This is a genomic window from Rhizorhabdus sp. GW822-FHT03C02, from assembly GCF_058801765.1.
The window spans coordinates 177,315-189,906 of the sequence record NZ_JBXANN010000005.1 but is presented as its reverse complement, the minus strand read 5'-3'; the positions used below and the strand labels follow the sequence as shown (position 1 = coordinate 189,906).

Sequence of the window (12,592 nt, the reverse complement as noted above, 5' to 3'; positions counted from 1 at the left end):
CGGCTCAACGCCCATGCGGTCCGGAAGTTCGATCAGGGCATGAAGTGCGGCGCCACCTGCAAGCCGCCGCGTTCGATCGTCAATTCATTATAGGAGGGCCGGGTCGCACGCGTGCGCTCGGACAGGGTGCCGGCGCCGATCAGCCGCAGCGCGCCGGCCGCGGCCGGCATCTGCGCATCGAACGGATCATGGACATGCCCGCTCAGCACCGCATCGGCCCCCGCCGCGGCCAGCGCCTCGATCGCCCGGGCGCCGCCATGGGTGCGCGCCTTCGACCGCAGATCCTCGCGGTCGGCCAGCGGATGATGGCAGGCGACCAGCGCGAGCGTCCCGGCCGGCTTGCGCCGCAACTGCGCGATCGCCGCGGCCAGGCTCCTCGCGCCGACCGCGCCCCACGACCAGTTGCGCCGCAACTGCGCGCGGGCGGTGGTCTTCAACGGCACCACCATCACCCCGGGAAGCTGGAGCGGTCGCTCGATCCGCCGTTCGAGCTTCTCGAAGCGGCGATAGGGGGTGAGGAAGCGGGCGATCGGATTGAACCAGGGCAGGTCGTGATTGCCGGGTTCGATCGTGATCGGCACGCCGAGCCCTGACAACCAGGCGCTCGCCGCCGCGAACTCGGCCGATCGCGCGTGCATCGTCAGGTCGCCGGTCAGGATGACCGCGTCGGGGCGCGCGGCCGCCACCCGCCCCGCGAACCAGTCGAGCGCGACCGGGTCCTCGCGCCCGAAATGCAGGTCGCTGACGTGGAACAGCCTCGTCATGTCACGGCGGCGATCTGGGTGGTGACGAACCGCAGCCGGCTCATGCCGCGGCGGATGGTGACCGGGCTCGTCAGCTTGACCTCCTCGCCGTCGAACAGCGCATGGATCGCGCGCCCGCCACGCAGCGTCACCTCGGCTGGCCGCGACACCGCGACATCGCGCGCCGATCGCCAATCGCCCGAGAGCCAGCCGAAACCGAGCCGGGCGACCGCCATCCAGCCGCCCAGACCGATCGCCGACACCTCCATCCCCTCGCGATCGGGCATGATCACCACCGCCCGCTGATCGCCGCGCGGGTGGGCACGGCCGTCGAGGCGGACGCCCTTCGCAAAGCTGCGAAGCCAGGCCAGCCGCACCGCGCGGAGGAAGCGTCTGCCATGCCCCGCCCGGGCCGCCTCGCGCGCATGCGCCCAGGCCGCGACCGGTCCGGCGATCAGCGCGACGAAGGCGCGATGCGGCCCCGCCTCGACGAAGGGCAGGCTGATGTCGGCGACAGCGGGCATCGCGGCGCCATGGACGATCGCCCGTGCCTGGGCGTCGCCGTGCAGCAGGCGCGACAGCATGTTCATCGTCCCGCCGGGCAGGATCAGCATCCGGCCCTGCCAATCGTCGAGCGCGCAGGCCGCCGCATTGATCGTGCCGTCACCGGCGAACAGCACCACCATATCGACGCCCGCGGCCATGAGCGCGGAACGCTCGGGAAGCGGCTCGTCGGGGAACAGCGTCCGACCGGCCAGCCGCAACCCGGCTTCTTCGATCGCCGCCTCGATCCCCGCGCATTTCTCGACCGAGGTCGACCCCGATCCGGGATTGGTGATGAGCCAGATCGCCTGCATCCGTCCCTAATGTCAGCCGGTCGTGATGGTTCCGGGTGGCGCGACAACGCCTTGTCGCACCCACGCCACGGAATATCGTTGCGCTGCACTGCACAACCAAAAATTAACCATGGTTCGTGGATATGACGCTCTGGGGATCGCCACGGCGCAGGCTGCACGCGATTCGGGGAATTCGAATATTCGGGGGTAGCGATGCTGTCCGTTCTAGCGTTGATCTACGGTTTTATCGCCATGTTCGTCATCAACAGCCTGAAGCGCAATCGTCGCGAGGAACGGCCCGACGCGCCGATCCTGGCTTTTGCCGGACGCGGACTGATGGCCGCCTCGGCGACCGGTGCGGCGCTGGCCGCCAGCGCCGCGGCCTATGCCTCGCTGATTCACTGACAACCGCCCGACGGGGCTTGTCGCCCTGCCACGCTTTCGGCTATTGGGCGGCCTCCTGAGCGGGCGTAGCATAGTGGTAATGCTCTAGCCTTCCAAGCTAGCTAGGAGGGTTCGATTCCCTTCGCCCGCTCCAGAAACTCCTAAAAATCCGGCTTTTCATAATGTTCGGGCGGGCTCACCAGCTCCATCCGGTCGGCGAGCACCACGCGCAGCGACTTGCGCGACTTCATCCCCGAATACCATTGCCGGGTCTCGTCATGGCCGCGCCAGTCGATCCCACCGAGATAATCGGCGACCGACAGATGCGCGGCACACGCCATGTCGGCAAGGCTGATCAGCGGCCCCGCCATCCAGCGCCGGCTGGCGACCAGATAATCGATATAGTCGAGATGGTCGTTGGCGGCCTTCATCGCATTGCGCAGCGCGCCGGCATCGGGCGAGGCGCGGTGGACGATGCGCTTGATCGCGCGCTCGTTGAGCAGCGGGCCGACGACATCGGCGTAGAATTTCTCGTCGAAATAGGCGACCAGCCGGCGCACCTCAGCCCGCGCGGCGGCGTTGCCGGGGATCATCGCGGTGCGATCGACCGTCTCCTCGATATATTCGGCGATCGCCTTCGAATCGATCAGGGTCACCCCGATCGCGGCGTCGACCATCACCGGGGTCTGGCCGCTCGGATTGAGATCGAGAAACTCGTCGCGCCGGGTCCAGGGCGATTCGCGCACCAGCTCATAGCCGATGCCTTTCTCCTCGAGCTGGAGCCGCACCTTGCGCGAAAAGGGACAAAGCGGAAATTGATAAAGCTGCCACATGGAGCCGACAGCCTATCGCCGCCTGACCCCACTGTCAGCAACAGGAATGATTCCGCCCACAGGAAAAAGTGAGTCCGGCATGCCGCGGAACGCCCTCACGACCGTCATGCCAGCCATTGCGGCATGACGGTCGAAGGTTCGATTACTCCGCCGCGACGACCTCAGCCTCGGCATCGTTGAGCGGATGGCTCAGCCGGCTGAGCATTTCCTTCGGGCAGACCTGCCACATCTTGCCCTGCCAGCGGTCCCAGTCGTCGAGGATCGCATTGGCCCATTTGCTGTCGGTCATCACCGCATGCTCGGCGATCAGCGCCTTACAGCGCTTTTCCCAATAGTCCGAGGCGATACGCTGCCAGACGATGTTTTCGGGATTGGCCTTGCGCGCGAAGCTGCCGTCGGCATCGAGCACGAACGCCATGCCGCCGGTCATGCCGGCCCCGAAATTCTCCCCGACCTCGCCGAGGATCACCGCCATGCCGCCGGTCATATATTCGCAGCCATTGGCGCCGCAGCCTTCGACGACGACGACCGCGCCCGAGTTGCGGACCGCGAAGCGCTCGCCCGCCTGGCCCGCCGCGAACAGCTTGCCCGCGGTCGCGCCGTAGAGGACGGTGTTGCCGATGATCGTGTTCGACTTGGTCACCAGCGGCGACGACACCATCGGCCGCACCGCGATGATCGCGCCCGACAGGCCCTTGCCGACATAGTCGTTGGCGTCGCCGAACACCTCGAGGGTCATGCCCTTGACCCCGAACGCGCCGAGCGACTGGCCGGCGCTGCCGCGCAGCCGGATATGGACATGGCCGTCGGCCAGCGCCGACATGCCGAATCGGTTGGTGATCTCGGCCGAGAAGCGGGTGCCGACCGCGCGGTGGGTGTTGCGCACCGTATAGGTGAGCTGCATCTTCTCGCGCCGCTCGAACACCGCCTTGGCGTCCTCGATCATCTGCGCGTCGAGGCTGTCGGGGACCTCATTGCGGAAGCCCTCGATGTTGAAGCGCCGCTTGTTGGCGGGCGCATCGACCTTGGCGAGGATCGGGTTGAGATCGAGATCGTCGAGATGCTCGGCGCCACGGCTGACCTGGCGGAGCAGCTCGGTGCGGCCGATGATCTCGTCGAGCGAGCGCACGCCGAGCTTGGCGAGAATCTCGCGCACCTCCTCGGCGATGAAGGTCATCAGGTTGATCACCTTCTCGGGCGTACCGACGAACTTCTGCCGCATCTTGTCGTCCTGGGTGCAGACCCCGACCGGGCAGGTGTTCGAATGGCACTGGCGCACCATGATGCAGCCCATCGCGACCAGGCTGAGCGTGCCGATACCGAATTCCTCGGCGCCCAGGATCGCCGCGATGACGATGTCGCGGCCGGTCTTGAGCCCGCCATCGGTGCGCAGCTTCACCCGGTGGCGCAGCCCGTTGAGGGTCAGCACCTGGTTGGTCTCGGTCAGCCCCATCTCCCAGGGGGTGCCGGCATATTTGATCGAGGTCTGCGGCGACGCGCCGGTGCCGCCGACATGGCCCGACACCAGGATCACGTCGGCATGCGCCTTCGCGACGCCGGCCGCGACCGTGCCGATGCCGGCCGAGGAGACCAGCTTGACGCACACTCGCGCGCGCGGGTTGATCTGCTTGAGGTCGTAGATGAGCTGCGCCAGATCCTCGATCGAATAGATGTCGTGATGCGGCGGCGGCGAGATCAGCATCACCCCGGGCGTCGAATGGCGCAGCTTGGCGATCATCTCGGTCACCTTGAAGCCGGGCAGCTGCCCGCCTTCGCCGGGCTTGGCGCCCTGCGCGACCTTGATCTCGAGCTCCTCGGCGGCGCCCAGATATTCGGCGGTGACGCCGAAGCGGCCGCTGGCGATCTGCTTGATCACCGAATTGGCATTGTCGCCGTTCGAATAGGGCTTGTACCGGCTCTTGTCCTCACCGCCCTCGCCCGACACCGCCTTGGCGCCGATCCGGTTCATCGCGATCGCGAGCGTCTCGTGCGCCTCGGGGCTGAGCGCGCCGAGCGACATGCCCGGGGTCACGAAGCGCTTGCGGATCTCGGTGATCGCCTCGACCGAATCGATCGCGATCCCCTCGCGCGCCCAGTTGAATTCGAGCAGGTCGCGCAGATAGACCGGCGGCAGCTCGCGCACCCCGCGCGAGAATTGCAGATAGGTTGAGTAGCTGTCGGTCGCGACCGAGCTTTGCAGCAGGTGCATCAGCTGCGCCGAATAGGCATGGGTCTCGCCGCCGTTGCGCTGGCGGTAGAAGCCGCCGACCGGCAGACTGACGACGACATCGTCATGCGCCGCCTCGTGGCGCAGCATCGCGCTGAGCTGGAGCGAGTTGTAGCCCTCGCCCGAGATCTTCGCCGGCATGCCGGGGAAGAGGTCGTTGACCAGCGCGCGGCTGAGCCCGACCGCCTCGAAATTATAGCCGCCGCGATAGCTGGAGATCACCGCGATCCCCATCTTCGACATGATCTTGAGCAGACCGTCGTCGATCGCCTTGCGCTGGCGCTTGAGCGCCTCGGCCATGCTGATGTCGCCGAACAGGCCGCGGGCGTGGCGATCGGCGATCGCCGCCTCGGCCAGATAAGGGTTCACCGTCGTCGCGCCGACCCCGATCAGCACCGCATAATAATGGGTGTCGAGGCATTCGGCCGAGCGGACGTTGACCGACGCATAGGAGCGCAGGCCGCGGCGGACGAGATGGGTGTGGACCGCGGCAGCGGCGAGCACCATCGCGATCGCGACCCGCTGCGGGCCGACATGCTCATCGGTCAGGAACAGCTCGGTCTTGCCTTCGCGCACCGCGGTCTCGGCCTCGCCGCGCACCCGGGCAATCGCCGAGCGCAGCGCGTCGGGGCCGCCATCGGCGTCGAAGGTGCAGTCGATCTCGGCCGCCTGCGCCCCGAAATGGTTGCGCAGCGCGTGCCAGTCGCGCGAGTGGAGCACCGGGCTGTCGAGCACCAGCACGCCGCTCTGCTGCGCCTCGGTGTCGAGGATGTTGGCGAGATTGCCGAACCGGGTGGTCAGGCTCATCACCCGGGTCTCGCGCAGGCTGTCGATCGGCGGGTTGGTGACCTGGCTGAAATTCTGCCGGAAGAAATGGCTGATCAGCCGCGGCTTGTCCGAAATGACCGCGAGCGGGGCATCGTCGCCCATCGAACCGATCGCTTCCTTGGCGTCCTCGACCTGCGGGGACAGGATCAGCTCCATATCCTCCATGGTCTGGCCGGCGCTGACCTGGCGGCGCAGCAGTTCGGCGCGCTCCCAGCGCGGGACCATGTCCTCGGCCGGCGCCGGCAGATCGGCCAGGGTCAGGAAGTCCTTGACCCATTCGGCATAAGGCTGCTCGGCGGCGATCCGTTCCTTGATCTCGTCGTCGGTGTAGAGCTTGCCCTCCTCGAGATCGATCGCGATCATCTGCCCCGGGCCCATCCGGCCCTTGGCGACGACGGTCGATTCGGGGACGATGACCATGCCGGTCTCGGATCCGACGATCAGCAGATTGTCGGCGGTGCGGGTGGTGCGCAGCGGACGCAGCGCGTTGCGGTCGACGCCCGCCACGACCCAGCGGCCGTCGGTCATCGCCAGCGCGGCTGGGCCGTCCCAAGGCTCCATCACGCTCGCGAAATAGCTGTACATCGCCTTGCGGGCGTCGGGCAGCTCGTCGCTGTTCTGCCACGCCTCGGGCACCAGCATCAGCTTGGCGGTCGGCGCGTCGCGGCCCGAGCGGCAGATCGCCTCGAACACCGCATCGAGCGCGGCGGTGTCCGACGCGCCCGCCGGGATCAGCGGCTTGATCTCTTCCGAATGCTCGCCGAAGGCGAGCGACGCCATCTTGATCTCGTGGCTCTTCATCCAGTTCTTGTTGCCGCGGATCGTGTTGATCTCGCCGTTATGGGCGAGGGTGCGGAACGGCTGGGCCAGCCACCATTGCGGGAAGGTGTTGGTCGAATAGCGCTGATGGAAGATCGCGACCCGGCTGACGAAGCGCTGGTCCTTGAGGTCGGGATAGAAGACCGACAGCTCCTCGGCGAGGAACAGCCCCTTGTAGATGATCGAGCGCGCGCTGAGCGAGCAGATGTAGAAGCCCTGGATCTGGGCCTCGACCACCTTGCGCTCGATCCGGCGGCGGATCAGGTAGAGCTTCTTTTCGAACTCCTCGATCGATGCCTCGTCGGGCAGCGGCCCGGCGATCATGATCTGCTCGATCTCGGGGCGGGTCAGCAAGGCCTTCTCGCCGATCACCGACACGTCGACCGGCACCTGGCGCCAGCCATAGATGGTGTAGCCGAAATCGATGATCTCGCTCTCGACGATCGTGCGGCAATGTTCCTGCGCGCTCAGATCGGTGCGCGGCAGGAAGATCATGCCGACCGCGAGCCGGTTCGGCCGTGGCTTGTGCCCGGCATATTCGATCGCGTCGTCGAAGAAGCGCACCGGCAGGTCGACATGGATGCCGGCGCCGTCGCCGGTCTTGCCGTCGGCATCGACCGCGCCGCGGTGCCAGACCGCCTTCAGCGCGTCGATCGCCGCCGACACCACCCGGCGCGACGGCTTGCCGTCGGTCGCCGCGACCAGGCCGACGCCGCAGGCATCGCCTTCGAACTCGGGCCGGTACATGCCGTCGCGGGCAAGCCGCTCGCGCTCGGAAGCCATCCAGTCATTTTCGGTGTGGCTCATCGTGCCGCTCCCGTTGAAGTCATCATCCCGCGACATCATGCCGCCACCTTTTCGCGCTTCACACCGCCCTTGGCCTTCGCCTTGAGGAAAGCGTGCATCCGATCGGCGACATCGCGCCCATCACGGATCGCCCAGACCACGAGGCTGGCGCCGCGAACGATGTCGCCGGCGGCGAACACACCCTCGACGCTGGTCTGCATCGTCTTGTGGTCGACGCGCAGCGTGCCCCAGCGGGTCACCGACAGGTCGGGCGCGCCGAACATGTGCGGCAGTTCCTCGGGATCGAAGCCGAGCGCCTTGATCACCAGATCGGCCTCGACCCGGAATTCGGTGCCGGGATCGGCCTCGGGCGCGCGGCGGCCGCTGGCGTCGGGCGCACCGAGCCGCATCTTGGTCGCGCGGACGCCGGCAACCCGATCGGTGCCGTCGAACGCCTCGGGCGCCGACAGCCAGACGAACTCGACGCCCTCTTCCTCGGCATTCTTGGTCTCGCGCTGCGAGCCCGGCATATTGGCGCGGTCACGGCGATAGAGGCACTTGACCGTCTTGGCGCCCTGACGGACCGCGGTGCGGACGCAATCCATCGCGGTGTCGCCGCCACCGATCACGACGACGTTGCGGCCGGCGGCGTCGAGCGAGCCGTCATCGAAGTTCGGAACCGCATCGCCGAAGCCCTTGCGGTTCGACGCGATCAGATAATCGAGCGCGTCGACCACCCCCGGCGCGCCGACGCCGGGCGCCTTGATCGCGCGCGGCTTGTAGACCCCGGTCGCGATCAGCAGCGCGTCATGCTTCGCGCGCAGCTCGTCGAGGGTCGCGTCGCGACCGACCTCGAAACCTTCATGGAAGACGATGCCGGCATCCTTCAGCCGCTGCACCCGGCGCATGACGACATGCTTTTCGAGCTTGAAACCGGGAATGCCGTAGGTCAGCAGCCCGCCGGCGCGATCGTGGCGATCATAGACATGGACGTCATATCCGCGCGCGCGCATCAGCTCGGCGGTGGTGAGCCCGGCAGGGCCGGCGCCGATCACGCCGACCGACTGGCCCTTGGCCGGACCGACCCGGACCGGTTCGACCCAGCCATTCTCCCAGGCGGTGTCGGTGATATATTTTTCGACCGACCCGATCGTGACCGCGCCATGGCCCGAAAATTCGATGACGCAATTGCCCTCGCACAGCCGGTCCTGCGGGCAGATGCGGCCGCAGATCTCGGGCATCGTCGAGGTCGCGTTCGACAGCTCATAGGCCTCGCGCAGCCGACCCTCGGTGGTGAGGCGCAGCCAGTCGGGGATATGGTTGTGGAGCGGGCAGTGAGTCGAGCAATAAGGCACGCCGCATTGCGAGCAGCGCGAGGCCTGTTCCTCGGCACCCTCGGACGAGTAGCGCGCGGAAATTTCGGCGAAATCCTCGACGCGCATGCCTGCGTCGCGCTTGGCGGGAAAATCCTGCCCCAGCTGGACGAACTTCAGCATCGGTTCCTTGGCCATCGAAAAGCGCCTCCTCTATGGAAGCTCGCATTTCACAAAAAAGCCCCGGAGTCACGCGCTTTCAACGCAATGAGTAAGACTTACTGACCTATTTTTAGAGTATCTCGCGGTAAATTGTTGCTGCGGCGCGATATCCCGCAAGGCAATCGGTCCGAACCGGACCTATATCGTTTTCAGCGCATGAGCAGCCAGACCAGCGCCGCGCCTCCCGCGACGATTCGATACCAGGCGAACGGCGCGAAACCATGGCGCGTGACGACGGCCATGAACCAGCGAATCACCACGATCGCGACGAGGAACGACACCACGAAGCCGATCCCGATATCGGTCATCTGACCCTGGCCCAGCTCGTGCCGCGCCTTCCACAGCGCCAGCGTCGTCGCGCCAAGCATCGTCGGGATCGCGAGGAAGAAGCTATACTCAGCCGCGACCTTGCGCTCGACCCCCATCAGCAATGCGCCCATGATCGTCGCGCCCGACCGGCTGACCCCCGGGATCATCGAGATGCACTGGACGCAACCGATGCCGAGCGCGGTGCGCCAGCCCATCCCCTCGACGCTGTCGATGGTGATCCGCTTGACCATCGCCTCGATCGCCAGGATCGCGATGCCGCCGACGATCAGCGCGACCGCGACCACGATCGGGGTGGTGAGCAGCGCCTTGATCGCACCATAGGCCACCGCCCCGATGATCGCTGCCGGAAAAAAGCCGAGCAGCACGTTGCGGGTGAACAGCATCGCGTCGCGGTCACGGCGCACCAGCCCGGCGATCACATGCGCGAACCGCGCCCGATAGACGACGACGACCGCCAGGATCGCGCCGAGCTGGATGACGATATCGAAGGTCTCGCTGCCCTGCGGCACGTTGATGATCTGACCGGCCAGGATCAGGTGGCCGGTCGACGATACCGGGATGAACTCGGTCAGCCCCTCGACGATGCCGAGGAGGATCACGGTCAGCAGCGACATTTCCATCGGCGTGGCGGTCAGGCCGGAGTCTTGATGCTGGGCGCGAAGCGGCCATGCGGCCGATACTGGACCAGCCAGCTCGGCGCGACCGCCTCGATCGGCGTCGGCACCAGCCCGAACGCCTCGAACCCGCTGGCGCCCGCGCTCGCGACATTGTCGCTGAGCAGCATCTGCCACTGGTCGCGGGTGATCGGCGCGCCGGGCAGGAAACCGCCGAACGACAGGAGGTTGCCGACGACATCGGGCACGGGCACGAAATTGGGGCTGCGGCCGGTCGCCTTGGCGATCCAGTCCTGCAGCTCCTGCATCGTCAGGACCTCGGGCCCGGCCAGCTCATAGGTCTGGCCGGCATAGGCTTCGGGCTGCAGCGCCGCGGCGGCGATCGCCTTGGCGGCGTCGGCGACCCAGAGCGGCTGGAACTTCACCGATCCGCGCAGCACCGGCACCACCGGCGCCGCCTGCAGGCCGGCGAAGCGATTCACGAACGCGTCCTCCTGACCGAACAGGATCGACGGGCGAATGATCGTCGCCCCGGCATAGGCTTCGCGCGCGGCGGCCTCACCGGCCGCCTTGCTGCGGCCATAAGCCGACGGGCTCTCGGGGTCGGCGCCGATCGCCGACAGCTGGACGAAGGCGCTGGCGCCCACCGCCGTGGCGGCAGCGGCGACATTCGCCGCGCCCTCGCGGTGGACCCGGTCGAAATCACCCTTGAGGATGCCGACGAGGTTGATCACCGAATCGGATCCGATCGCGGCGCGTGCCGCGCTGTCGGCGCGGGTCACGTCCGCGGCGACGAACTGGGTCTGGCCCAGCCCGCCTTGCGGCTTCACGAAAAAGGCGTCGGAGGGTTTGCGTTCGGCGATGCGCACCCGCGCGCCCGCTTTCAACAATTCCTGGGCGACATAGCGCCCCAGAAAACCACCACCGCCAAACAGCGTAACCAGCCGGCTCATCGTCATCGTCCTCGCTTGGGCAATATTTGCCCGCATTGCCCGCCAAGGAAGCTGTTGACAAGGTGCAACCCTCGCCGCTATCCGCCCGGCCTCGCTCCCTGATGCCCAGGTGGTGGAATTGGTAGACGCGCTGGCTTCAGGTGCCAGTGACCGCAAGGTCGTGGAGGTTCGAGTCCTCTCCTGGGCACCATCACCCCGTCCGCAGGGGTCCGCACAAATCCAAAAAATCGATTAAAAGCCGGCCTTTAGCCTGCCCGCTATCCACCTGCGTCCGGGGCCAATTCTTGGCATCCGAGGGGCTTTGGGGGTATAACGAGGGTATCAACCAGCGATGTCGTTGTGGAGATACCCCCATGGCTCTTTCAGCTCTGGCCGTCAGTAAGGCGAAGGCCAAAGACAAGCCCTACAAGCTCGCCGACTCGGGCGGCCTGCATCTTTTGATCACGCCCACCGGCGGTCGGTACTGGCGGCTGAACTACCGTTTCAGCGGCAAATATCGAACGCTTGCGCTCGGCGTCTTCCCAGAAACCGGGCTGGCCGATGCCCGTGCGAAGCGCGACGCCGCGAAGGAGGCGCTCGCGGGCGGGCAGGACCCCGCGGCTCAACGCAAGGCGCAAGAGCGCCAGGAACGGCTTGACCAGTCGTCGTCCTTCAAGACCGTTGCCGAGGAGTGGTTGGTCAAACGCGAGAGGGAAGGCTTGGCCGAGATCACGCTCGCGAAAGCGAAATGGCTTCTCGACTTCGCATATCCTGCGATCGGGGAAAGCAAGATAAGCGAAATCACGACACTGGAACTGCTTGATGTACTCCGGGGCGTCGAAGCGCGCGGACGCTATGAGACAGCGCGCCGACTTCGCAGTATATGCGGTCGCGTCTTTCGCTACGCGATAGCGACTGGCCGTGCTCAACATGATCTCGCTACCGGCCTTCGCGACGCCTTGGTCACACCTAAGGTCACCCATCTCGCGGCAATCACTAATCGCCAGGAAGTCGGGCCGCTCTTGCGCGCCATTGACGGCTTTTCAGGGCATGGGATTACGAAGGCGGCACTTTCCATCGCACCGCATGTCTTCGTCCGCCCGGGCGAGTTACGGCATGCAGAGTGGATCGAGATGGATTTCGACTCGAACGTGTGGAGCATCCCGGCTGATAAAATGAAAATGCGCCGGCCCCATCGCGTTCCTCTTTCCAAGCAAGCGGTCGCGATCCTGCAAGAGGTCCGGTCGCTCACTGGTCGGGGAAATTATGTGTTTCCTGGCTTTCAGTCGGTGAAGCGGCCTATGTCCGAAAACGCCTTGAACGGTGCGCTGAGGCGTCTGGGCTATTCAGGGACCGAGATGACCAGCCACGGCTTCCGCGCCATGGCGAGCACCCTGCTGAACGAAATGGGGAAGTGGCATCCCGACGCTATCGAGCGTCAGCTTGCTCACATAGAAGCAGATGGTGTCCGGCGTGCCTATGCACGCGGCGAATATTGGGACGAACGCGTCCTCATGATGCAGGACTGGTCGGATTTTCTGGATCGTGAGCGCGACCGAAAGTGATTTCCGGATGAGCACGCTTCACGCCGATATGATGAATAGCCACTGATGAAGACGACGGCTCCATCGTTCGAACATTCGAGGCTTGCTGCCCGAAACCGGGCGAAGCCGTCGAGCCACCCATTCCACTGCGCCAACTGTTCCGCGTTCAATGACCGTCCGA

At 66.1% G+C, this 12,592-nt stretch carries 9 protein-coding genes and 2 tRNA genes; 4 read left to right on the top strand and 7 right to left on the bottom strand.

The genetic code is table 11. From position 1 onward, the window contains the following. Positions 1-32: 32 nt before the first annotated feature. A complete protein-coding gene (locus tag AC1RM6_RS15150) occupies positions 33-764 on the bottom strand; it encodes a metallophosphoesterase family protein (RefSeq protein WP_493102605.1) in 732 nt (243 codons plus the stop codon). After that, on the bottom strand, positions 761-1,600 hold the full coding sequence (locus AC1RM6_RS15145; RefSeq protein WP_493102603.1) for a diacylglycerol/lipid kinase family protein: 840 nt from the start codon (positions 1,598-1,600) through the stop codon (positions 761-763). Before AC1RM6_RS15145 ends, AC1RM6_RS15150 begins: the two co-directional genes overlap by 4 nt. A 192-nt stretch (positions 1,601-1,792) precedes the next feature. On the opposite strand from AC1RM6_RS15145, the gene AC1RM6_RS15140 reads away from it, so the two are divergent. Together AC1RM6_RS15140 and AC1RM6_RS15135 are read left to right on the top strand one after the other, a co-directional pair. Further along, positions 1,793-1,984 carry a hypothetical protein gene (locus AC1RM6_RS15140; protein ID WP_493102601.1) on the top strand — a complete coding sequence of 64 codons (192 nt, stop codon included), beginning with the start codon at positions 1,793-1,795 and terminating at the stop codon, positions 1,982-1,984. A gap of 59 nt (positions 1,985-2,043) precedes the next feature. Further along, positions 2,044-2,117: transfer RNA gene (locus AC1RM6_RS15135), tRNA-Gly, on the top strand. A 7-nt stretch (positions 2,118-2,124) separates the two neighbouring features. Here the strand turns inward: AC1RM6_RS15135 and AC1RM6_RS15130 are convergent. From AC1RM6_RS15130 to AC1RM6_RS15110, 5 genes are all read right to left on the bottom strand, one after another. After that, positions 2,125-2,796: a glutathione S-transferase family protein gene (locus AC1RM6_RS15130; RefSeq protein ID WP_493102599.1), complete on the bottom strand. Its 672-nt coding sequence runs from the start codon at positions 2,794-2,796 to the stop codon at positions 2,125-2,127. Positions 2,797-2,938: 142 nt separating this feature from the next. Next, positions 2,939-7,477 (bottom strand): glutamate synthase large subunit, encoded by a 4,539-nt coding sequence (gltB, locus tag AC1RM6_RS15125; protein WP_493102597.1) that lies wholly within the window; start codon positions 7,475-7,477, stop codon positions 2,939-2,941. Positions 7,478-7,512: 35 nt separating this feature from the next. Further along, positions 7,513-8,967, bottom strand: a complete 1,455-nt coding sequence (locus AC1RM6_RS15120) for an NAD(P)-dependent oxidoreductase (protein WP_493102595.1) — start codon at positions 8,965-8,967, stop codon at positions 7,513-7,515. A 173-nt stretch (positions 8,968-9,140) separates the two neighbouring features. Further along, positions 9,141-9,941 carry an undecaprenyl-diphosphate phosphatase gene (locus tag AC1RM6_RS15115; RefSeq protein ID WP_493102593.1) on the bottom strand — a complete coding sequence of 267 codons (801 nt, stop codon included), beginning with the start codon at positions 9,939-9,941 and terminating at the stop codon, positions 9,141-9,143. Between the two features lie 11 nt (positions 9,942-9,952). Further along, entirely contained in the window at positions 9,953-10,888 is a 936-nt protein-coding gene (locus AC1RM6_RS15110; RefSeq protein WP_493102591.1) for an NAD-dependent epimerase/dehydratase family protein, read from the bottom strand. A 103-nt stretch (positions 10,889-10,991) separates the two neighbouring features. Between AC1RM6_RS15110 and AC1RM6_RS15105 the strand changes: the two genes are divergently transcribed. Next, positions 10,992-11,078: transfer RNA gene (locus tag AC1RM6_RS15105), tRNA-Leu, on the top strand. Positions 11,079-11,241: 163 nt separating this feature from the next. Next, positions 11,242-12,432 carry a tyrosine-type recombinase/integrase gene (locus tag AC1RM6_RS15100; RefSeq protein ID WP_493102588.1) on the top strand — a complete coding sequence of 397 codons (1,191 nt, stop codon included), beginning with the start codon at positions 11,242-11,244 and terminating at the stop codon, positions 12,430-12,432. The last annotated feature ends 160 nt before the right edge of the window (positions 12,433-12,592 follow it).

Excerpts from the sequence above, each read along its gene's own strand:
- AC1RM6_RS15150 (WP_493102605.1), bottom strand. The coding sequence starts at position 764 with ATGACGAGGCTGTTCCACGTCAGCGACCTGCATTTCGGGCGCGAGGAC.
- AC1RM6_RS15145 (WP_493102603.1), bottom strand. The coding sequence starts at position 1,600 with ATGCAGGCGATCTGGCTCATCACCAATCCCGGATCGGGGTCGACCTCG.
- AC1RM6_RS15140 (WP_493102601.1), top strand. The coding sequence starts at position 1,793 with ATGCTGTCCGTTCTAGCGTTGATCTACGGTTTTATCGCCATGTTCGTC.
- AC1RM6_RS15130 (WP_493102599.1), bottom strand. The coding sequence starts at position 2,796 with ATGTGGCAGCTTTATCAATTTCCGCTTTGTCCCTTTTCGCGCAAGGTG.
- gltB (WP_493102597.1), bottom strand. The coding sequence starts at position 7,477 with ATGAGCCACACCGAAAATGACTGGATGGCTTCCGAGCGCGAGCGGCTT.
- AC1RM6_RS15120 (WP_493102595.1), bottom strand. The coding sequence starts at position 8,967 with ATGGCCAAGGAACCGATGCTGAAGTTCGTCCAGCTGGGGCAGGATTTT.
- AC1RM6_RS15115 (WP_493102593.1), bottom strand. The coding sequence starts at position 9,941 with ATGGAAATGTCGCTGCTGACCGTGATCCTCCTCGGCATCGTCGAGGGG.
- AC1RM6_RS15110 (WP_493102591.1), bottom strand. The coding sequence starts at position 10,888 with ATGAGCCGGCTGGTTACGCTGTTTGGCGGTGGTGGTTTTCTGGGGCGC.
- AC1RM6_RS15100 (WP_493102588.1), top strand. The coding sequence starts at position 11,242 with ATGGCTCTTTCAGCTCTGGCCGTCAGTAAGGCGAAGGCCAAAGACAAG.